At 65.5% G+C, this 19,835-nt stretch carries 20 protein-coding genes; 6 read left to right on the top strand and 14 right to left on the bottom strand.

The features are described 5' to 3' along the window. Nucleotides 1-27: 27 nt before the first annotated feature. The 3 genes from LRS09_RS23180 to LRS09_RS23170 are packed head-to-tail and all read left to right on the top strand — an operon-like array spanning nt 28 to nt 1,311. Nucleotides 28-657 carry a hypothetical protein gene (locus LRS09_RS23180; RefSeq protein ID WP_257809346.1) on the top strand — a complete coding sequence of 210 codons (630 nt, stop codon included), beginning with the start codon at nt 28-30 and terminating at the stop codon, nt 655-657. Then, nucleotides 614-919 (top strand): hypothetical protein, encoded by a 306-nt coding sequence (locus tag LRS09_RS23175; protein ID WP_257809345.1) that lies wholly within the window; start codon nt 614-616, stop codon nt 917-919. Before LRS09_RS23180 ends, LRS09_RS23175 begins: the two co-directional genes overlap by 44 nt. Next, nucleotides 916-1,311 (top strand): hypothetical protein, encoded by a 396-nt coding sequence (locus tag LRS09_RS23170; RefSeq protein WP_257809344.1) that lies wholly within the window; start codon nt 916-918, stop codon nt 1,309-1,311. The genes LRS09_RS23175 and LRS09_RS23170 overlap by 4 nt, the downstream gene beginning before the upstream one ends. Nucleotides 1,312-1,314: 3 nt before the next feature. On the opposite strand, the gene LRS09_RS23165 is transcribed toward LRS09_RS23170, so the two are convergent. The 3 genes from LRS09_RS23165 to LRS09_RS23155 form a co-directional block, all read right to left on the bottom strand. After that, nucleotides 1,315-1,908, bottom strand: coding sequence for a LysE family translocator (locus LRS09_RS23165; RefSeq protein ID WP_257809343.1), 594 nt, complete (start codon nt 1,906-1,908; stop codon nt 1,315-1,317). A gap of 101 nt (nt 1,909-2,009) precedes the next feature. After that, entirely contained in the window at nt 2,010-2,582 is a 573-nt protein-coding gene (ilvN, locus tag LRS09_RS23160; protein WP_257809342.1) for an acetolactate synthase small subunit, read from the bottom strand. 55 nt (nt 2,583-2,637) lie between these two features. Beyond that, nucleotides 2,638-4,425, bottom strand: a complete 1,788-nt coding sequence (locus LRS09_RS23155) for an acetolactate synthase 3 large subunit (RefSeq protein ID WP_257809341.1) — start codon at nt 4,423-4,425, stop codon at nt 2,638-2,640. Nucleotides 4,426-4,806: 381 nt separating this feature from the next. Between LRS09_RS23155 and LRS09_RS23150 the strand changes: the two genes are divergently transcribed. Continuing rightward, nucleotides 4,807-6,606 (top strand): NAD(P)/FAD-dependent oxidoreductase, encoded by a 1,800-nt coding sequence (locus tag LRS09_RS23150; RefSeq protein WP_257809340.1) that lies wholly within the window; start codon nt 4,807-4,809, stop codon nt 6,604-6,606. 64 nt (nt 6,607-6,670) lie between these two features. Here the strand turns inward: LRS09_RS23150 and LRS09_RS23145 are convergent, their stop codons facing one another. Next, nucleotides 6,671-7,099 (bottom strand): DUF1236 domain-containing protein, encoded by a 429-nt coding sequence (locus LRS09_RS23145; RefSeq protein WP_257809339.1) that lies wholly within the window; start codon nt 7,097-7,099, stop codon nt 6,671-6,673. Nucleotides 7,100-7,270: 171 nt separating this feature from the next. On the opposite strand from LRS09_RS23145, the gene LRS09_RS23140 reads away from it, so the two are divergent. After that, nucleotides 7,271-9,085 carry an ATP-binding protein gene (locus LRS09_RS23140; RefSeq protein WP_257809338.1) on the top strand — a complete coding sequence of 605 codons (1,815 nt, stop codon included), beginning with the start codon at nt 7,271-7,273 and terminating at the stop codon, nt 9,083-9,085. A 163-nt stretch (nt 9,086-9,248) separates the two neighbouring features. Here the strand turns inward: LRS09_RS23140 and LRS09_RS23135 are convergent, their stop codons facing one another. Then, complete coding sequence (locus LRS09_RS23135; protein WP_257809337.1) at nt 9,249-10,040, bottom strand: GGDEF domain-containing protein; 792 nt, start codon at nt 10,038-10,040, stop codon at nt 9,249-9,251. A gap of 100 nt (nt 10,041-10,140) precedes the next feature. Then, on the bottom strand, nt 10,141-11,091 hold the full coding sequence (gene miaA / locus LRS09_RS23130; RefSeq protein ID WP_257810294.1) for a tRNA (adenosine(37)-N6)-dimethylallyltransferase MiaA: 951 nt from the start codon (nt 11,089-11,091) through the stop codon (nt 10,141-10,143). Here miaA and serB point away from each other — a divergent pair. Continuing rightward, nucleotides 11,090-11,980, top strand: coding sequence for a phosphoserine phosphatase SerB (gene serB, locus LRS09_RS23125; protein WP_257809336.1), 891 nt, complete (start codon nt 11,090-11,092; stop codon nt 11,978-11,980). The genes miaA and serB overlap by 2 nt on opposite strands. A gap of 51 nt (nt 11,981-12,031) precedes the next feature. Here the strand turns inward: serB and LRS09_RS23120 are convergent, their stop codons facing one another. From LRS09_RS23120 to LRS09_RS23085, 8 genes are all read right to left on the bottom strand, one after another. Then, nucleotides 12,032-13,555 carry a DegQ family serine endoprotease gene (locus LRS09_RS23120; RefSeq protein ID WP_257809335.1) on the bottom strand — a complete coding sequence of 508 codons (1,524 nt, stop codon included), beginning with the start codon at nt 13,553-13,555 and terminating at the stop codon, nt 12,032-12,034. A gap of 312 nt (nt 13,556-13,867) precedes the next feature. Further along, nucleotides 13,868-14,053, bottom strand: coding sequence for a DUF2065 domain-containing protein (locus LRS09_RS23115; RefSeq protein ID WP_257809333.1), 186 nt, complete (start codon nt 14,051-14,053; stop codon nt 13,868-13,870). Between the two features lie 9 nt (nt 14,054-14,062). Beyond that, nucleotides 14,063-15,004, bottom strand: coding sequence for a protease modulator HflC (hflC, locus tag LRS09_RS23110; protein WP_257809332.1), 942 nt, complete (start codon nt 15,002-15,004; stop codon nt 14,063-14,065). Beyond that, entirely contained in the window at nt 15,004-16,095 is a 1,092-nt protein-coding gene (hflK, locus tag LRS09_RS23105; RefSeq protein ID WP_257809331.1) for an FtsH protease activity modulator HflK, read from the bottom strand. Before hflK ends, hflC begins: the two co-directional genes overlap by 1 nt. A gap of 192 nt (nt 16,096-16,287) precedes the next feature. Beyond that, nucleotides 16,288-16,800 carry a dihydrofolate reductase gene (locus LRS09_RS23100; RefSeq protein ID WP_257809329.1) on the bottom strand — a complete coding sequence of 171 codons (513 nt, stop codon included), beginning with the start codon at nt 16,798-16,800 and terminating at the stop codon, nt 16,288-16,290. A gap of 2 nt (nt 16,801-16,802) precedes the next feature. After that, the gene (locus tag LRS09_RS23095; protein WP_257809328.1) at nt 16,803-17,807 is read right to left on the bottom strand and encodes a DUF4424 domain-containing protein; all 1,005 of its coding nucleotides are present in this window, start codon (nt 17,805-17,807) and stop codon (nt 16,803-16,805) included. Between the two features lie 121 nt (nt 17,808-17,928). Further along, nucleotides 17,929-18,723 (bottom strand): thymidylate synthase, encoded by a 795-nt coding sequence (locus tag LRS09_RS23090; RefSeq protein ID WP_257809326.1) that lies wholly within the window; start codon nt 18,721-18,723, stop codon nt 17,929-17,931. A gap of 84 nt (nt 18,724-18,807) precedes the next feature. After that, nucleotides 18,808-19,773 carry a glycerophosphodiester phosphodiesterase family protein gene (locus tag LRS09_RS23085; protein ID WP_257809325.1) on the bottom strand — a complete coding sequence of 322 codons (966 nt, stop codon included), beginning with the start codon at nt 19,771-19,773 and terminating at the stop codon, nt 18,808-18,810. Nucleotides 19,774-19,835 lie beyond the last annotated feature (62 nt).

The raw sequence follows: 19,835 nt of genomic DNA, 5'->3' as shown, positions 1-19,835 counted from the left end.
AACAACTCTCTCGGGCTGGGGGCCTCGATGATCGCTGGAAAGACAAGTGCCGCGAGCGCTGCGGCTGCGGCGGGCGACGAGGAAAATCCCCCGGCTGCGTCAGACACGGCCGCGGATGATCGACAATCGAACCCGAACGGCGACATCGCGGCGACACAACCACCGACTACGGAGCCCGGCCGGCCGATAGACAATCCCGCAGTCCTTCAGGATGCTTCCACGCCTGCACCGGACACGGAGACACTTGATGACCGGTTGCGCGCCGCGATCCGTGACGAATTTCAGACCGTCATAGATGCCCACCCCGCTGACCCGCGCGACTTCGATTTCAAGGTTTCGACCGTCAAATGGTTCGGCATCCTCTGCGCCGCCGCCTTGCTGCTCATCCTGTTCGCCAACGCATACTTCATCAACGAGTTGTTCAGGACGGGGCGTGCGCACGAGCCCGCCATCGCGTTTCAGCCCTTGATGATGCACGCGAGCGCGACGGAGCGACTCTACGAGCTCGCGGTCGAGAATGAGGCGCTCAACATGCGCAACAATCGCTCGGTCAGCGCTGTTCATGAGAGCTTATACGCAGTTCCTCTCTGTGACGGCCGGGATGATCCTCGCCATGCTCGGCGCCATTTTCGTGCTTGCCCGCGTCGACAGTCGTGAAACCCGCGCGGAGGCAAACTGGAAGGAATTCCGCTGGCTGATCAACACCGCCTCGCCCGGGGTGCTGGTTGCCGGCCTCGGTGTGGCGCTGGTCGCCTTCGTGGCCTGGCGTAGCATCACCATGATCGACACGAGAGACAATCCGATCTTTGGAAATGCCGCGATCGTTGCCGAGGGGTCGCAGCTTCAGAACCACATGGCCAGCGAAGAGTTCCGGCAACGGATGCAGCGTGATCTGGAAAAGGTGAGGTCTGAGCAATGAGACAGATACTATCCTATGTGTTCCTGGCCGTTTCGCTCAGCGGGGCCCATGCGGACGAAGCAAGTTATCGAGCAGGATATCAGACCGGATATTCAGACGGCTACCGTGATGCCGCCGGGACCGTCATGAACCGGGCAAGACCGTTCGGAACCTCCGGAACCGTCATCTGGAAGCCGTTCGTTCCTGACACCGCTCAGCCCGGTTCAATCCTGCTGCCGGGGCAGAATTTCTCTGCAACAATTGATCCGGCACAGCGGGATTCGGCTTTTACCTTCAATCCCGATAGCTCGGTCGCGATCATTCCTCGTCCGGCGATGGACGAGATCAAGCAAAAGATGGGTTCCGAGTTCGTCCAGGAGAACATGATCCTGAACAACCCCGCGGCAGAGTGAGCCTTACCGCAGCATCGGCACCAGCGTTGCCGCCAGCAGCACGCCCATCGCGATGTTGAACCACTTCAGCCGCACCGGGTCGGCGAGGAAGCCGCGCAGGGCGACACCGAAGCCGGCCCAGCACGAGACGCTCGGGAAATTGACCAGCGCGAAGGCGGTCGCGACGAGCAGCATCGTCAGGAACGGACGCGCCGGGTCCGTGTAGACAGCCATCGCCGTCACCGCCATCACCCAGGCCTTCGGGTTGACCCACTGGAACGCGGCCGCCTCCAGGAAAGTCATCGGACGCGTGCCGCCCTCCTTCTCGCTGAGCGACCGCGACATGGCGATCTTCCAGGCGAGGTAGAGGAGATAGGCGCCGCCCGCCACCTTCAGCGCGAGGTGAAGCTGCGGATATGCGGTCAGCATCGCGCCGAGCCCGAGCCCCACGCCGAGCAGCAGCGTGAAGAAGCCGACTCCGATGCCGCACATGTGCGGAAGGGTGCGCCAGAAGCCGAAGTTCACGCCCGAGGCCAGCAGCATGAAATTGTTCGGGCCCGGCGTGATCGAGGTGACGAAGGCAAAGACGATGAGCGCGAGGAACAGGTCGGCGGACATGGGGCGTTTCCTGGCATAGTTATTATGTCAGCAATGCTGACATTTATTGGCGCAACCTCCCTGATCCGGCACCGTCCCGCGGCTAGGTCAAACGGAGGGGGTCACATCCCCTCCGGTCCGCGGTTCATCGCGGCGATGCCGGTGCGGCAAATCTCGATCAGGCCGAGCGGCTTCATGATCGCGATGAACTGGTCGATCTTCGTGCTCTTGCCGGTGATCTCGAAGATGAAATGCTCGGTGGTCGCGTCCGACACCTTGGCATGGAAGGCTTCGGCCAGCCGCAGCGCCTCGACCCGCTCCTCGCCCTTGCCCGCCACCTTCACCAGCGCCAGCTCACGCTCCAGCGGCCGCTCCTGGCCGCGCTCGCGCGCCACCACCGTCAGGTCGACCACCCGGTGCACCGGCACGATGCGCTCAAGCTGGTGCTTGATCTGCTCCAGCACATGCGGCGTTCCGCGCGTCTGGATGGTGATGCGCGAGAGGTGCTGCTCGTGTTCGGTCTCCGACACGGTCAGGCTGTCGATGTTGTAGGCACGGCCCGAGAACAGGCCGATGACGCGGGCGAGCACGCCCGGCTCGTTGTCAACGAGGACGGACAGCGTATGGCTCTCCGGCAGCGCGGTGTCCTTGGCGATGAAGTAGGCGGAGCCGGTGGGCTGAAGCTGGGCGTTCATGTCTGGCTACTCGAATTTGCTACGGTCTGGTCGGGTCGGCGGTGGAAGCTGGTTATCACACCAGCTCCCTGCCCTTCGCATCGATGGCATTCGCAACCGCCTCGTCCGTCGCCTCGTCGGGCAGGAGCATCTCGTTATGCGCCTTGCCGGAGGGGATCATCGGGAAGCAGTTGGCGAGGTTGGCGACACAGCAGTCGAACAGCACGGGCTGCTTCACATCGATCATCTCCTTGATCGCGTCGTCGAGGTCGCCCGGCTTCTCGCAGCGGATGCCGTGCGCGCCGAAGGCCTTCGCCATCAGCACGAAGTCGGGCATCGCCTCGGTGTAGGAGTGCGACATGCGGTTGCCATGCAGCAGCTGCTGCCACTGGCGCACCATGCCCATGTAGTGGTTGTTCAGGATGAAGATCTTGATCGGCGCGTTGTGCTGCACCGCAGTCGACATCTCCTGCATCGTCATCTGCACCGAGGCGTCGCCGGCGATGTCGATCACCAGTGCGTCGGGGTGCGCGATCTGCACGCCGAGCGCGGCCGGCAGGCCGTAGCCCATCGTGCCGAGCCCGCCCGACGTCATCCAGCGGTTCGGCTTGTCGAAGTGGAAGTGCTGCGCCGCCCACATCTGGTGCTGGCCGACTTCGGTCGTGATGTAGGTGTCGCGGCCCTTGGTCAGCTCGTAGAGCCGCTGGATCGCATATTGCGGCATGATCACGTCATTGCTGTTCTTGAACGCGAAACTGTCGCGCGCGCGCCAGCGGGCGATCTGCTCCCACCAGGGATAGAGCTCCTTCTTGTCCGTCCTGGCGGTCGCCCGCCACAGCCGCACCATGTCCTCCAGCACGCGACCGACATCGCCCAGGATGCCGATGTCCGCCGGCACGTTCTTGTTGATCGACGACGGATCGATGTCGATGTGGATCTTGCGCGAGTTCGGCGAAAACGCGTTCAGCCGGCCGGTGATGCGGTCGTCGAAGCGCGCGCCGATGCACAGCATCACGTCGCAGTCGTGCATGGCCATGTTGGCCTCATACGAGCCATGCATGCCGAGCATGCCGAGCCAGTTCTTGCCCGAGGCCGGATAGGCGCCCAGCCCCATCAGCGTCGAGGTGATCGGGAAGCCGGTCAGGTCGACCAGTTCGCGCAGCAGATGGCTCGCTTCCGGACCCGAATTGATCACGCCGCCGCCCGAATAGATGATCGGCTGCTTGGCGCCTGCCATCAGCGCGACCGCGGCCTTAATCTTCTCCAGGTCGCCCTGCAGCTTCGGCTGATAGGACGTGCGCGGCGCGGTCTGCGGCGGCGTATAGATGCCTTTCGCGAACTGCACGTCCTTCGGCACGTCGACCACAACCGGACCCGGGCGACCGGTCGTCGCGACATGGAAGGCCTCGTGCAGGATCCCGGCCAGCTCGTTCACGTCCTTCACCAGCCAGTTGTGCTTGGTGCAGGGCCGGGTGATGCCCACCGTGTCGCATTCCTGGAAAGCGTCGGAGCCGATCAGGGTGGTCGGCACCTGGCCGGTGATGCAGACGAGCGGAATGGAATCCATCAGCGCGTCCTGCAGCGGCGTCACCGCATTGGTCGCGCCCGGGCCGGAGGTAACCAGCATCACGCCGGGCTTGCCGGTCGAGCGCGCATATCCCTCGGCGGCATGGCCTGCGCCCTGCTCGTGGCGCACCAGGATGTGCTGGACCGCGTCCTGCTGGAAGAGCTCGTCATAGATCGGAAGGACCGCGCCGCCCGGATAGCCGAAGATGTGCTCGACGCCATTGTCCTTCAGCGCCTGGACCACCATCTCCGCGCCCGTCATCTCCCGCCGGCCGGTTTCCTGCGTCGCCTTGTTCATCGTCGTCTTCCGTCTCTTTGCCGCCTCATGCGGCGCGTGGGTCGTTTATCGGTATCGAAGGCAATAAAAAAGGCCCCCGGAAGGGAGCCTGTCTGGCGCATGGGGTGCTCTCGCCCGGCGGTTACACCGCCTTGCCCATGCGCCTTCCTACTACGAGAATGAGAACCGTCTTCATGGCGCGGGACCATAGTGCGCGCATCCCGCGGCGTCAACTGCAATTCCCGCGCATCTGCCGGCGTGCGCCAGGAGGCGCTAAACGTTTGATGCGGCGACTGTCTTTAGTACGGCGTGACGCCCCCTGCCGCCGCCCGCATACTCCTATCGCCGTCCGCCTGGGAGGCGCGGACGGAAGATCTACGCGTTCTCAGGGAGGAGATGCATATGCTCGACAAGGCACCCAACAAGCGGCTCGCCGATCTTCTGGACAGGTTTGGCGGCGCCCTGTCGTCCGGCGACATCGAGGCGGCAGTCGCCTGCTTTCAGGAAGATTGCTACTGGCGCGACCTCGTCGCCTTCACCTGGAACATCAAGACCATGGAAGGCCGCGACCAGGTACGCGACATGCTGGAGAGCCAGCTTGCGCTCACCGGTCCCTCCGGCTGGCGGATCGCCGACGGCGAGGATGCGACCGAAACCGACGGCCTGCTCGAGGGCTGGATCCAGTTCGAGACGAAGGTCGCGCGCGGCTTTGGCCAGATCCGCGTCAGGAACGGCCTGATCTGGACGCTGCTGACGACGATGGTCGAATTGAAGGGGTTCGAGGAACCCGCCGGCTTCGACCGGCCGCTGGGCGCGAAGCACGGGGCTGCGAGAAACCGCCCGACCTGGAAGGAGGAGCGCGAGGCCGAGGCCGCCGAGCTCGGCTACACCCGCCAGCCCTATTGCCTCATCATCGGCGGGGGCCAGGGCGGCATCGCGCTCGGCGCCCGGCTCAGGCAGCTCGGCGTCCCGACGATCATCGTGGAGAAGAACGAGCGCCCCGGCGATTCATGGCGCAAGCGCTACAAATCCCTCTGCCTGCACGATCCGGTCTGGTACGACCATCTCCCCTACATCGACTTCCCGAAGAACTGGCCGATCTTCTCGCCCAAGGACAAGATCGGCGACTGGCTCGAAATGTACGCCAAGGTGATGGAGCTCAGCTACTGGACCTCGACCGAGGCCAAGAGCGCCTCCTACGACGAGAAGAAGAAGGAATGGACCGTCGTCGTCACCCGTAACGGCAAGGACATCACACTGCGCCCGAAACAGCTCGTGCTCGCCACCGGCATGTCCGCCAAGCCGAACATCCCGAAATTCAAGGGCATGGAGACATTCAAGGGCGAACAGCACCATTCGTCTAGGCATCCCGGACCCGACGCCTATAAAGGCAAGAAGGTGGTCGTGATCGGCTCCAACAATTCCGCCCACGACATCTGCGCGGCACTCTGGGAGGCCGGCGTCGACGTGACGATGGTGCAGCGCTCCTCCACCCACATCGTGCGGTCCGACACGCTGATGGAGATCGGCCTCGGCGCACTCTATTCCGAGCAGGCGGTGCGGTCGGGCATCACCACAGCCAAGGCCGACCTGATTTTCGCCTCCCTCCCCTATAAGATCCTGCACGAGTTCCAGATCCCGCTCTATCAGCAGATGAAGGAGCGCGACGCGGAGTTCTACAAGGGTCTGGAGAAGGCCGGCTTCAAGCTCGACTGGGGCGACGACGGCTCAGGCCTGTTCATGAAGTATCTGCGCCGTGGCTCGGGCTACTACATCGACATCGGCGCCTCGCAACTGATCATCGACGGCGAGATCAAGCTGAAGAGTGGCCAGGTCGCCGAGATCACGGAAGACGCGGTCGTCCTGGAGGACGGCACGAAGATCCCCGCGGATGTCATCGTCTACGCCACCGGCTACGGCTCGATGAACGGCTGGGCGGCCGACCTGATCTCGCAGGAGGTCGCCGACAAGGTGGGAAAATGCTGGGGTCTCGGCTCTGCCACCACCAAAGACCCCGGCCCCTGGGAAGGCGAGCAGCGCAACATGTGGAAGCCGACGCAGCAGGAAGCACTCTGGTTCCACGGCGGCAACCTGCACCAGTCACGCCACTACTCGCAGTTTCTGGCACTGCAGCTCAAGGCCCGCATGGAAGGCATCCCGACGCCGGTCTACGGGCTGCAGAGGGTGCATCACCTGCGCTAGGCCGCGAAAAAACGAAAGGCTCCTGTCGAAGGAGCCTTTCGCGCCGCATCTCATAGGTTCCGGATTAGCCGTTGATATACACGACCTCGCGGGTCTGCTTCTTTACGACCACCGGCCCGCTGTCGACATAGACGTAGCCGAATTCAGGCGAGTCCGGGATCTCGTGGATCACGACCGTCTGGGGAATGACGGTCCCGACGGCAACCCTCTCTTCGATCACCACCGGCTCCACCGGATTTGCGATGACATACTCGCGAGCCGGCTCCGGCACCGAGGCGGCGGCTCCGATCGCGGCGCCTGCCACACCACCGACCACCGCACCCACGGGTCCGCCTACGACCGCGCCTGCGGCTGCGCCGGTGACTGCGCCCGCGCCGGTCTCGAACTTCTGGTTCTCGACCTCGGGCGTAGTCTGCGACGGCGGCTCCTGGGCCATGGCAGTGGTTGCAAGGGCGCCCGCGAAGGCCGTGGCAACGATAAGCTTCTTCATCATCGGTTCTCTCCTCGTTTGTTGAACCGCCTGCAGAACGCCCGCATGGCAGCAGGGTTCCGAAATGTGATCGCTCGAATGCGAACGGGCGCGTCAATCGGGCGTCAACCATTCCGTCACACGCCGCCTTAACCGCGACGCGCTAGACATCGCCGTTGGGGCCGGAGACGAGCGATGTTCAAGGAACACGAGGGCGACTTGACCGAGCGGAATGCGCTGCCGGTGCGCGACGCGGCGCAGGAGGCCGCCCGTATCCTCGGCCACGTCATCCAGTGCGACGGCGCGCATGCGACCATCGCCACCACCGCTGCCGGCAACAAGAGCCAGGAGGCCGGCCAGTGGTCGGTCGGCAAGTTCATCTCGATCAGCCTGCCGAACACCCGCACCGTCGGCCTCGTCCACGACGTCCATGTCGACGGGCCCTGGTACGAAGAGGCCGACAACCGCATGCTGGTGCATGTCGACCTGATCGGCGAGGTGCGCGACGGTCAGGACGGTGCTCCCCCGGTCTTCGACCGCGGCATCGCGAAGTATCCGCACATCGGCGCCATCGCGCACCGTATCCGCCAGCGCGACCTTGCCGCGATCTACGAGATCGGCGGCAATGACGCGGTCCCGGTCGGCAATCTTTCGCAGGACGAGAGCATCTCGGCGAACGTCGCAATGGGACGCACGCTCAACCGCCACTTCGCCGTCGTCGGCTCGACGGGCGTCGGCAAGTCGAGCGCGGTGTCGCTGCTGCTGCACAAGGCGATCGAGGCGCGGCCGAACCTGCGCGTCCTGATCCTCGATCCGCACAACGAGTTCGCCAGCGCCTTTCCCGACGTGTCGACCACGCTCGATTCCGAGACGCTGGACCTGCCGTTCTGGATGTTCCGCCTCGAGGAACTCGTCGAGGTGCTCTATCTCGGCCGCGACCCGATCGTTGAGGAGGTCGAGCTCCTGCGCGAGCTGATCCCGGCGGCGAAGCACGAGCACCGCGGCGCCGGGAACGTGTCGCTGCGCCGCGCTTCCGAGCCCGGCGGCATCACGGCCGACACGCCGGTGCCCTACCGCATGGCCGACCTGATGCGCATCCTTGACGACCGCATGGGCATGCTCGACAGCAAGGATCTCAGGCCGGTCTACCGCGCCCTGCGGCAGCGCCTCGACGCCGGCACGCGCGACCCGCGCTTCCGCTTCATGTTCGGCTCCCGCATCATCGAAGACAATATTACCGCCGCGATCGGCCTAATCTTTCGCATCCCGACGCAAGGCAAGCCGGTGACCTGCTTCCAGATGGCGGGCATGCCTTCCGAGGTGGTCAACGCGGTCTGCTCCGTGCTCGCACGGCTCGCCTTCGACCTGACGCTGTGGGGCGACGGCCAGATCGAGCTGCTGTTGCTGTGCGAGGAAGCGCACCGTTACATGCCGGTCGATCCGCGCATGGGCTTTGCGCCAACCCGCCACGCGCTGGCGCGCATCGCCAAGGAAGGCCGCAAATATGGCTGCTACCTCGGCATCGTCACGCAGCGCCCGGGCGAACTCGACCCGACCATCTTCTCGCAATGCTCGACCGTCTTCGCCATGCGCCTGCCGAACGAGCAGGACCAGGCGATCATTCGCTCCGCGATCTCGGATGCCTCCGCCTCGGCGCTCGCCTTCCTGTCCTCGATGGGCCAGCGCGAATGCATCGCCTTCGGCGACGGCGTCGCGGCGACGATGCGGATGAAGTTCGAGGTCCTCGACCGCCGCTACATCCCCGGCTCGGCCGTGCGCGACCACACGCAGGATGAAATGGTGCAGGACATCGATCTCAACACGATCGTCGAGCGCATGCGCAGCGGCGGACGCGACGGCTTCAGCGACGAGGTCTGGTCCAACGCAAATGTCCCCGCCGCGCCGGCCGCCGGCGGCCCCGAACAGCGCCCGAGCCTTGCCAGGCTCTCGCCCTATGTCGACGAGCCGATCCGCCAGGAGCGGCGGCCGGACGGGAGGCTGTTCGGGTAGGCAAGGCAGTAGGCAGTAGGCAGTAGGCAGTAGGCAGTAGGCAGTAGGCAGTAGGCAGTAGGCAGTAGGCAGTAGGCAGTAGGCAGTAGGCAGTAGGAGGATCGTCCAGCCGTAGCGCGGCGACAACCCCTATTGCCTATTGCCTACTGCCTACTGCCTCACTTCACGCACAGACCCTGTTCCGCCCCAGCCGCTTTGCCTCGTAGAGCATGCGGTCCGCCCGGCGGTAGAACTGTTCGGCGCTCTCCTTGCCGTCCCAGATCGCGATGCCGACGCTTGTCGTCACCCTGAGCCGGATGTTGCCGGTGTTCACTGTCAGCGCCGCGATCGCCTTGCGGATGCGCTCGGCGAGCTTGATCAGCATGTCGGTGTCCATGTTGGGGGCAACGACGGCGAATTCCTCGCCGCCCAGCCGCGCGACGACGTCGTGATAGCGGGTGAATTCGCGCAGGCACCCGGCCACGACCCGCAGCACCTCGTCGCCGACGTCGTGGCCGTGCGTGTCGTTGACCGTCTTGAAATGGTCGAGGTCGAGGATCAACAGCCCCACCGGCTTGCCGATGCGGCGGAACTCGCCGAGATATTCGCGCAGCGCATCGTCGAAATAGCGCCGGTTCTGCATGCCCGTCAGACCGTCCGTCAGCGCCGCATGCTCCAGCGTCTCGGAGCGGGCGCTGAGCGATTCGGTCATCGCCCTCAGCTTGCCCTCTTCGCGCACCTGCTTGCGGATCAGCGGATAGATGAAGAACACGCCGAAGATGCTCGCCGTCGCGAGCAGCATGCCGGTACCGAAGATCATCTGGCCAAGCAGGTTCAGATTGCCGGCCAGTTCCGCCGGGTCCCGCGATTCACCGGTATAGCCGAGCACGGAATAGGCGTATGCAAGGCATGCGCCGGCGGCGAGCACCAGCACGATGAACACGAAGAACGCCGATTCCGATTTGTGGAAGCGCATCATCCCCCCAGGTTGCCGCCCCTTCTAATTCAAACCCGGATGATCGCAACAGCTAACGTCACAACCTCCACTTGAATACGGCCCTTAGGTCAACAAAGCTTTATCCTGCTTCAAGATCAGCCAGAAAATGGTCGCCCTCGACGGCCGCGAGCCGCCTCCATTCGGGCCCCAATTGGTTGCGGAACCAGGTGAGCTGTCGCTTGGCATATTGCCGCGTCGCGGCCTGGACCCGCGAAATCGCGTCGGCCAGCCCGCGCGCCCCGTCCAGCACCTCGGCGAACTCCGGCACGCCAATCGCCTTCATTGCCGGCAGGGCTGGATCGAGCTTGAGCGCGCGCAGACGCCGCACCTCCTCCACCGCGCCCTCCTCAACCATCCGCTTGACCCGGGCATCGATCCGGCGGTGCAGCAGCGCCCGGTCGATGTCGAGCACGATGCGTGTGGCGCTGCCCGGATCGACAAGCGGCGCCGCCGTCCGCGACTGCCAGTGCCGGATCGAACGACCCGACGCGTCAAGAACTTCCAGCGCGCGGGCGATCCGCTGGCCGTCCGTCGGGCGCAGGCCCGCCGCGGCCTCGGCATCCCGCTCCGCCAGGATCTCGTGCAGCCGCGCGGCCCCTTCGCGCACCAGGCGCTCGCGCCAGCCTTCCCTGATTGCGGGCGGAATCTGCGGCATTTCCGACAGGCCACCGAGCAGCGCTCGGAAATAAAGCCCGGTCCCGCCCACGAAAATCGGCCGGCGTCCCCCCAGCCCGCCCCTCGCGGCGAGCCGCTCGACGTCGCGGGTCCATTCCCCTGTCGAATAGAGCGTCGCGGGGTCGACATGGCCATAGAGGTGATGGGGAGCTGCGCTCAGGTCCGCCGCATCCGGCCGCGCGGTCAGCACCCGCAGCACGTCATAGACCTGCATCGAATCCGCATTGACGATCGCGCCGCCAATCCGCCGCGCCACCTCAAGCGCCAGAGCCGACTTGCCGCTCGCCGTCGGTCCCGCTATCAGGACCGCGCCCCTGAGCGGCAGTCCGCCGCCCGCCGCGCCGGAATCCTCCATGACCTCTCTCGTTGCCACCTTGATCTCGCATCCCTCGCGGCCCGCGCTCACCGCCGACCTCGCGAATAGCGCCTGCCGCGCCGTCGGCGCAAGCGCGGCCGACTGGCTGGCGGAGGGCATCGCCTGCGACATCCTGCTTCCCGAGGACCTTTCCGCCGCCGATGCAACCGCCGCCCTCGCAAGCGCCCTGTCCGGCGCCGGCGCGGATATCGCGGTGCAGGACGTGCACAATCGCCGCAAGCAACTTCTGATTGCCGACATGGATTCCACCATGATCGACCAGGAATGCATCGACGAGCTCGCCGACCTCGTCGGCTTGAAAGACCATGTCGCGGCCATCACAGCGCGTTCGATGAACGGCGAGATCGCCTTCGAGCCGGCGCTGCGCGAGCGCGTCGCGCTCCTGAAGGGCCTGCCGTCGAGCGTCGTCGGCGACGTGATCGAAAAGCGCATCACCCTCGCCTCGGGCGGCAAGGCTCTGGTGCGCACCATGCGCGCCCACGGCGCCTGGACCGCGCTCGTCTCCGGCGGTTTCACGGTGTTCACCGGCCCGGTCGCCGCGATGATCGGCTTTGATGAGAACATCGCCAACATCCTGCACGAAGCGGACGGCAAGCTCGCCGGCACCGTCGCGGAGCCGATCCTCGGCCGCGCGGCCAAGGCCGAGGCGCTGACGTCGATCTCGGCGCGCCTCGGCATCACGCCGGCCGAGGCCATCGCCGTCGGCGACGGAGCGAACGATCTCGACATGCTGCGGCTGGCTGGCACCGGCGTCGCGTTGCACGCCAAGCCCGCGGTCGCCGCGCAGGCGAAGATCCGCATCGACCACGGCGACCTCACCGCCCTGCTCTACCTGCAAGGCTACCGCCACTCCGATTTCCGCGACTGAAACAAAAAGGGCGGCCGAAGCCGCCCCCTATACGTCTGAAAAGCGTCCCACTCAGTTCATCGGCACCGGCACGAAGCGCAGCTCGCCCGATTTGGAGGCGAGCATCAAAAGCGCGCTCTTGCGGCCCTGGCCCTTCAGCGCGTTGATTCGGTCTAGCACGTCCTTCGGCGTCGATACCGATTCCTGCGCGATCTCGGCGATCACGTCGCCCGCCACCACGCCCTTCTCGGCCGCCGGCGAGTTCGGGCTCACTTCGGTCACGACCACGCCGGTCACGTCCTCCGAAATGCCGAACTGGGCACGCAGCTGGTCGTCCAGCTCGCCCACCGTCATGCCGAGCACGCTCGCGGTGGACACGGGGGCGTCCTCGCCCTGCTCCAGCTTGCCGGCGCTCTCGTCGTTCGATGCGAGCTTCTCGCCGTCCTCGAGCCGTCCGAGCGTTACCTGGACGGTCTGCTCCTTGCCCTCCCGGACGATGACGATCTCGACCGTCTTGCCGACCGGGCTTTCGGCCACGGCGCGCGGCAGGTCGTTCATCGCCTTGATGTCGCGTCCGTCGAACTTCACGATCACGTCACCGGCCTGCACCGAGCCGTTGTCGACCGGCCCGCCCTTGATCACGCCGGAAACCAGCGCGCCCTTGGCGCTGTCCATGCCGAGGCTCTCGGCGATCTCGTCCGACACTTCCTGGATGCGCACGCCGAGCCAGCCGCGCGAGGTCTGGCCGAATTCACGCAGCTGGCTCACCACGCCCGACGCCATCTTCGCGGGAATCGAGAAGCCGATGCCGATCGAGCCGCCCGACGGCGAGATGATCGCGGTGTTGATGCCGATGACTTCGCCCTGCATGTTGAACAGCGGCCCGCCCGAATTGCCGCGGTTGATCGCGGCGTCGGTCTGGATGAAGTCGTCATAGGGGCCGGCATTGATGTCGCGGTTGCGCGCCGAAACGATGCCGACGGTGACCGTGCCGCCGAGACCGAACGGATTGCCGATCGCCATCACCCAGTCGCCGACGCGCACCTTGTCGGAATCGCCGAAGCTCACGGCCTTGAGCTTCTTCAGCTTCGGGTCGACCTCCAGCACCGCGAGGTCGGTCTTGGTGTCGCGGCCCTTCAGCGTCGCCTTGAGCTTCGAGCCGTCGGAGAAGTTCACCTCAATCTCGTCGGCATCGGCGATCACGTGGTTGTTGGTCACGATGATGCCGGCCTCGGCATCGAGCACGAAGCCGGAGCCGAGCGACTGCACCTTCTGGCTGCCGCCGCCCTCGCCGCGCCGGTTCTTGAAATAGTCGTCGAAGAAGTCCTGGAACGGCGACCCCTCGGGCAGTTCCGGCGGCTTCACGCCCGGCTCGTCGCTGCCTGCCACCGTCTGCGAGGTCGAGATGTTCACGACCGATTCGAGCAGCCGCTCGGCGAGGTCGGCAACCGATGCCGGGCCCTGCGGCTGGACGGCAAGCTGCTGCGCTCCGGCGGGCGCCACCGCGGCCGGAAGTGCTGCGAGGCCGAGGGCGCCCGCCATCAGCGAGGCGCCGACGGCGCGACGGATGCGGACGAAAGAGGTGGCTGCGTTCATCTGGGTGCCTTCCGTGGGCTTCCGTTCGGGGCAAGGGTCGGACCGGCGGCGGGCCGGCATGTCGTCGATGAGAAATAAGAGGCTGTTTCGAAATTCGCTCCGGCGAGTCAGCTGGTGGTGGTTTCGAGAACCGGAGCGGAGCGGACATTTGGGTCCGTGAGCACCGGAAGCGCAGAAAACGCCATCAGATGGCCGCCAGAGTAGAATTTCCAAACAGTCTCTCAGGCATGTTGTCCGCAAGAAATACGGCGCGTTTGCGGCCCGGTCACCTGTCCGCGGCGGCGAAGCCGCCCGCTTGCCGTAAATCCTGCGTTATCCGCGCACCAGCCAGACGATGAAGACACCGGCAGCGATCGCGAGAAGACCGGTGATCCGTAGCAGATTCTCCGGCGCCTGTGTGGCCTCCGCGGCCATCCGCTTCGCCAAAGCAGGAAAGCCTCCGTAAAGGAGGCCTTCGATGACGAGCACAAGCCCGACAGCTGCCAGGAAATCCTGCACGTCGGCCGCTTACTGGGCGGCCGGCGCGGGGGTGGCGCTCGCGGCGCCCGGCGCGGGCGCCGGGGCGGCGGGACCGCCGGTCGAGTCCTGGAAATATTTGAAGAACTCCGAATCCGGCGACAGCACCATCGTCGTGCCGGAATTCTGCAGCGCTGCCGAATAGGCCGCCATCGAGCGGTAGAACTCGAAGAAGGCCGGGTCGCGCTGGAAGGCGTCGGCGAAGATCCCGTTGCGCTGGGCTTCGCCCTCGCCTCGCAGGATCTCGGACTCCTTGTTGGCCTCGGCGACGATCTCGACCACCTCGCGATCGGCGCGGGCACGGATGCGCTGCGCCGCCTCTCGGCCGCGCGCCCTCAGCCGCTCCGCCTCGGCGAGACGCTCGGCCTTCATGCGGTCGTAGGTCTGCTGCGAGACTTCCTGGGTGAGGTCGGTGCGGCGGATGCGCACGTCCTCGATCGCGAGGCCGAGCGATGTGGCGTCGGGACGAAGTTGGTCGCGTACCTCGCGCATCATCGAGGCGCGCTCTTCCGAGAGCGCCGATTCGAAGCCGCGCAGGCCGTAGACCCGGCGCAGCGCCGCGTCGAGACGCGTGCGCAGCCGCTGCTCGGCCAGTTGCACGTCGCCGGACACGGCCTGACGGAACACCCTCGGGTCCTGGATGCGGAACGCGACGAAGGCGTCGACTTCGTAGAACTTGCCGCCCGAGACCTGGACGCGGATGTCGTCGAGGTCGAAGCGCAGCAGGCGGTCGTCGATGATCTGCACTGTGTCGGCGTCGAGGAAGCCGAACGGCGCCTTGAAGTAGATGCCCGGCTCCCGCTTGACGTCGACGATCTCGCCGAAGCGCAGCACGATCGCCTGCTGGCGCTCGTTGACGATGAAGAAGGAAGAGAATGCGATGAGCAGCAGAATGACGGCTGCGACCGCGATTGCCGTGAGACGGTTGGCCATCAGTTGTTTCCTCCGGCCGCGCGGCGCTGCAGTTCGGGCAACGGCAGATAGGGCACGACGCCCTGGCCGCTGCCCTGCTCGACGATCACCTTGTTCGCGCCGCCATAGACCTTCTCCATCGTCTCGAGGAAGAGGCGCTTGCGCGTCACGTCGGGAGCCTTGGCATATTCGTCGTAGACGGAGATGAAGCGCTGCGCCTCACCCTCGGCCTCCTGGACGACACGGTTCTTGTAGGCGGCGGCCTCTTCGCGGACCTGCGCAGCCTCACCGCGCGCCTGGCCGAGCTTCTGGTTGGAATACTGGTTCGATTCCTCGACGAAGCGGTCCTCGTCCTGTTCGGCGCGCTGCACCTCGTCGAACGCGTCGGCCACTTCGCGCGGCGGTGCGGCGTCCTCGATCGAGATCGCGTTGACCACCAGGCCGGACTGATACTGGTCGAGCGTCGCCTGGATGATGGTGCGCACGGAATCCGCGATGCCCTGGCGGTCGTCGCGGAAGATGTCCTGCGCCGGGCGGCGGCCGACGGCCTCGCGCATCGCGCTCTCGGCCACCTGGCGCACCATTTCCTCGGGCTCGGCCACGTTGAACAGGAACTGGCGCGGATCGGCCACCTGGTATGCAACCGAGAACTTGACGTTGACGATGTTCTGGTCGCCCGAGAGCATCAGGCCGGAGGCGTTGTTGCCGCGGTCCTCGCCGATGTTCACCAGCCGCTCGGCCGTCTTGGCGATCTCGACCGTCTCGATCGGCCACCAGTGGAAATGCAGGCCCGGCCGCGACAGCTCTTCCTTCGGCTTGCCGAAGCGGAGCTCGACGGCCACCTCGTCGGGCTGGACGGTATAGATCGACTGGAAGCCCCAGAGCGCCACCAGCGCGGCGATGCCCAGTGCGACGAAGGCCGGATTGAAGCCGCCGCCGCCCGGAAGCGCGTTCTTCAGGCGGTCCTGGCCGCGTCGGATGATCTCTTCGAGGTCAGGCGGTGTGTTCTGTGGTCCTCCGGGTCCGCGCGGACCCTGGCCCCACGGGCCTCCGCCGTTACCGCCGCCACCCCACGGGCCGCCGCCGCCACCGCTCTGATTGTTCCAGGGCATGAAATTCCTCTTGTTGCGAAACCACGCGCGGCGGTTGGTTCCGCAGCTAGTTCTGTTGGCACGGTTATAGGGATGCGGTGCCGGGCTTTCAACGCGAGCCGGCCAATTACGGCGGATTTCCGGTGCGACACTTCGCTAAAAGCGATTGCGAAGTTAATACAACGGACCGGACGGGCAGTTTCCCGCCCTCGTTCACCCCGGTTTGCGCTCGTAGACGCAATAACGCGTCGCATGGCTGTCGCGCTCTCCGGCGGGAACATCCTCACAGGCTTTCGCCGTCCACAAAGCGGCATCGATCGCCGGAAAACGCGTATCTCCGGCGGGCTCGGCGAGCACGTGGGTGATGTGCAGCCGGTCGGCGAGCGGCATCGCCTGGGCGTAGATCTCGCCGCCGCCGATCACCGCGATCTCGTCGACGCCGGTCATGCAGCGCGCGCGCACCGTCGCCAGGCGTATCGCCTCGTCCAGCGAGCCCGCCGTCTCGACACCCTCGTGCGCCCAGCTGCGGTCGCGCGTGACGACGATGTTCAGGCGGCCCGGTAGCGGCTTGCCGATCCCCTCGAACGTTTTGCGACCCATGATCACCGGCCGGCCCATCGTGCCGGCCTTGAAGCGCTTCAGATCGCTCGACAACCGCCACGGCAGGCCGCCGTCGGCGCCAATCACGCCGTTCTCGGCAACGGCCGCGTGGATGACGACGTCCATGCCTACTGAGCCGCCGGCTTGTCGAGGATCAGGATCTCGATGTCCTTCTCGGGATAGAAATCCTCGGCGGTCATCTCGAAAGTGGTCGGGCCGGTCTTCTTGACGCCCTCGCCGCAGAACGAGACAAGCGAGTCCGGCTTGCCCTTGTCGATGGTGAGCTTGAACGTGCCGATATTGGTCGCCCAGTTGCCGCCCGTCGTCAGCACGTAGGAGATCCAGTTCTCGACATAGGGCGTGACGTTCTCCTCCGCCGCGTGGACTGCCTTCTGCACCGCCTTCTCAAAGGCAGCGTCCATGCAGTATTTCTGCCGGTAGAGGTCGCGCTGCTCGCCCTGGACCGCACCGTCGGTCACGAAGGTCAGCCCGACCGTCCCGCCGACGCTTGGCTTGTAGCTGTGGCGCACGTCGATCTCCTGCCCCTTCGGGAAGCTCATCTTCCACCAGTAGGTCGACTTCAGCGTCCAGGACGGAACGTAGTGGTCCTTCATCCCCTCGCCGACGTCATAGGTGTCTATCATCACGATGCCGCGCGACACCCAGTCGTCCAGCTTGTCCTGCGCCATCTTGGACAGCGCCTGCTCGGCCGCGTCGCCATAGGGAAACAGCGGAATGCCGGCCGCCTTGAGCTCGTCGGTGACGTCGACCTCGGCCGCGAAGACGCGCTGGTCGAGCGTCGGCTCGATCGGCTTGCCGTCGACCGTCACGGTGAAGTCGAGGAAATTGTCCGACGCCATGTCCGGAATCGACACTTCCGAATGCGGATCGGCGGTGATGTCCGGCATCGGGAATGCCACCACGCTCTCCACGTCGACGTCCGAAATGTTGCGGAACTTGTAGGCGACGCGCACCTCGCTCGGCGAGATGTAGAGATCCTCGCTCTCCATCGACACCGAATCGGTGCGGACGAAGATCAGCCCGCCCGCCGCGAAATGCGCGCTGGTATCGTTGGCGAGGGCGAACGCCGGAAGCCAGGTGGACAGGAAAGCGGCGGCGAGAAGCTTGCGCATGGATATGTGTCCCGATGGTTGGGTCCGAAGCGACGATAGACCGGAAATCGCTTCGCCGACAGACGCTTCGCTTTCGCGACGGAGCATGCAGGTTTCCGCGCGGAAACACCGCCGCGAACCGCTACACCGCGATCGGCGCCTTGATGCTCGGCTCCGCCTCGTAACCCTCCAGCCGGAAATCCTCGTAGCTGAAGGAGAACAGGTCCTTCACCTCCGGATTGATCCACATCCTCGGCAGCGGCTTCGGCGTGCGGGTGAGCTGCAGCCGCGCCTGCATGAAATGGTTCTGGTAGATGTGCGCGTCGCCCAGCGTATGCACGAATTCGCCGGGCTTCAGCCCCGTCACCTGCGCCACCATCATCGTCAGCAGCGCATAGGAGGCGATGTTGAACGGCACGCCGAGGAAGATGTCGGCCGAGCGCTGGTAGAGCTGGCAGGAGAGCTTGCCCTCGGACACATAGAACTGGAACAGGCAGTGGCACGGCGGCAGCGCCATCTCATCCACCTCGGCCGGGTTCCAGGCAGAGACGATCAGCCGGCGCGAATTCGGGTTGTTGCGGATCTGCTGGACCACATTGGCGATCTGGTCGATCGTGCCGCCCTTGCCATCTGGCCACGACCGCCACTGCGCGCCGTAGACCGGGCCGAGGTCGCCGTTCTCGTCGGCCCATTCGTCCCAGATCGTCACGCCGTTTTGGCGCAGGTAGCCTATGTTGGTCTCGCCCTTCAGGAACCACAACAGCTCGTGGATGATCGACTTCAGGTGCAGCTTCTTGGTCGTCGTGACCGGAAAGCCGTCCTCGAGGTCGAAACGCATCTGGTAGCCGAACACGCCGCGCGTGCCGGTGCCGGTGCGGTCGCCGCGGTCGAGGCCGTTGTCGAGGACATGGCTGAGAAGGTCGAGATACTGCTTCATGAGGACCGCCGATTCTTGTCGCGCCATTCTACAGCAAGGCGGCGCCGGAGGCACGTCCGATCCTCGGCTTTCCCCAGCACGGCGTCACCGCCGCAGCATAGGGCCGATCGCCTCGATCCGGTTCGTCCAGACATAGCCGTCGAACGGCACCGGAATACGCCCGACCTCATCGGCCGTGTCGATACCCGCCGTGCCCATGTCGCCCGACGAATACGGACCCAACAGGATGATGTCGGTGCCGGCTTCGCGCATCCGCTCTTGGAACAGGTTCGGCCATCCCCACAGCCAGGGCGCGACGTTGACGGGCAGCATCACCGTGGTATCGCGGCAGGCCTGCGGCATGTATCCGCTCCAGCCGAGCGCGATATAGCGGCCGAGGCAGTCGACCAGGCCGCGCCGCGTCCAGCTCTTCGCTTGCGGCATCAGCTCAGCGGCCATCCGGGTCGGCGGATCGCCGCCATAGACGCCCCACACTGCATCCCTCCACGCCGGGCGCGGCGCGGTCAGGTCCGCAAGCATGCGCCCTTCCCGCTCCTCCTTGCTCTTGAAGTTGACAAGGAAGCGCCCCTCCGGAACCGCCTCGAACACCTCCTCCAGCGACGGCATCAGGCCGACGCCCTTGCCCCGGAACGGAAACGTCCTGCCGCCGTCGGCGGTATAGCCATAGCCGATGTCGAGCGCCTTGAGCGCGGCGAGGCTATGCTCGCGCGTCACGCCCTTGCCCTCGGTGCGGCAATCGACCGTCCAGTCGTGCAGCACGGCGAAGCGGCCGTCCGTTGTGGGGTGCACGTCCAGCTCGACGATGTCGGCGCCGGCCGCGAAGGCCGCCTTCATCGACGGGATCGTGTTCTCGAGGAATTCGTGCGTCGGCGGATCCATCCGCTCGGCCGTGCACGTATCGTTTTCGAGGTTGTCGCGGTTGAACGTCTGGTGGACGCCGCGATGCGCGATCAGCCTGACATTGTCCTGCGGCACGGCCGCGCGCCACGACGCGTTCCCGATATAGAGAGCGATCAGAGCCAATATCAGCAGGCCGACGAGAAAGCGCATCGGGCGGGTCCTCCGGAAAGCCGCACGGCTAGAAGCACGGCGCGGCGCGAATGTGGCGCCTC

This window comes from Mesorhizobium sp. J428 (genome assembly GCF_024699925.1).
GTDB lineage: Bacteria > Pseudomonadota > Alphaproteobacteria > Rhizobiales > Rhizobiaceae > Mesorhizobium_A.
Note: the sequence above shows the minus strand (reverse complement) of the source record. Positions and strands in the feature narration are given on the sequence as shown.

Coding starts and splice junctions, on each gene's coding strand:
- LRS09_RS23180 (WP_257809346.1), top strand. CDS start 28: ATGATCGCTGGAAAGACAAGTGCCGCGAGCGCTGCGGCTGCGGCGGGC.
- LRS09_RS23175 (WP_257809345.1), top strand. CDS start 614: ATGCTCGGCGCCATTTTCGTGCTTGCCCGCGTCGACAGTCGTGAAACC.
- LRS09_RS23170 (WP_257809344.1), top strand. CDS start 916: ATGAGACAGATACTATCCTATGTGTTCCTGGCCGTTTCGCTCAGCGGG.
- LRS09_RS23165 (WP_257809343.1), bottom strand. CDS start 1,908: ATGTCCGCCGACCTGTTCCTCGCGCTCATCGTCTTTGCCTTCGTCACC.
- ilvN (WP_257809342.1), bottom strand. CDS start 2,582: ATGAACGCCCAGCTTCAGCCCACCGGCTCCGCCTACTTCATCGCCAAG.
- LRS09_RS23155 (WP_257809341.1), bottom strand. CDS start 4,425: ATGAACAAGGCGACGCAGGAAACCGGCCGGCGGGAGATGACGGGCGCG.
- LRS09_RS23150 (WP_257809340.1), top strand. CDS start 4,807: ATGCTCGACAAGGCACCCAACAAGCGGCTCGCCGATCTTCTGGACAGG.
- LRS09_RS23145 (WP_257809339.1), bottom strand. CDS start 7,099: ATGATGAAGAAGCTTATCGTTGCCACGGCCTTCGCGGGCGCCCTTGCA.
- LRS09_RS23140 (WP_257809338.1), top strand. CDS start 7,271: ATGTTCAAGGAACACGAGGGCGACTTGACCGAGCGGAATGCGCTGCCG.
- LRS09_RS23135 (WP_257809337.1), bottom strand. CDS start 10,040: ATGCGCTTCCACAAATCGGAATCGGCGTTCTTCGTGTTCATCGTGCTG.
- serB (WP_257809336.1), top strand. CDS start 11,090: ATGACCTCTCTCGTTGCCACCTTGATCTCGCATCCCTCGCGGCCCGCG.
- miaA (WP_257810294.1), bottom strand. CDS start 11,091: ATGGAGGATTCCGGCGCGGCGGGCGGCGGACTGCCGCTCAGGGGCGCG.
- LRS09_RS23120 (WP_257809335.1), bottom strand. CDS start 13,555: ATGAACGCAGCCACCTCTTTCGTCCGCATCCGTCGCGCCGTCGGCGCC.
- hflC (WP_257809332.1), bottom strand. CDS start 15,004: ATGGCCAACCGTCTCACGGCAATCGCGGTCGCAGCCGTCATTCTGCTG.
- hflK (WP_257809331.1), bottom strand. CDS start 16,095: ATGCCCTGGAACAATCAGAGCGGTGGCGGCGGCGGCCCGTGGGGTGGC.
- LRS09_RS23100 (WP_257809329.1), bottom strand. CDS start 16,800: ATGGACGTCGTCATCCACGCGGCCGTTGCCGAGAACGGCGTGATTGGC.
- LRS09_RS23095 (WP_257809328.1), bottom strand. CDS start 17,807: ATGCGCAAGCTTCTCGCCGCCGCTTTCCTGTCCACCTGGCTTCCGGCG.
- LRS09_RS23090 (WP_257809326.1), bottom strand. CDS start 18,723: ATGAAGCAGTATCTCGACCTTCTCAGCCATGTCCTCGACAACGGCCTC.
- LRS09_RS23085 (WP_257809325.1), bottom strand. CDS start 19,773: ATGCGCTTTCTCGTCGGCCTGCTGATATTGGCTCTGATCGCTCTCTAT.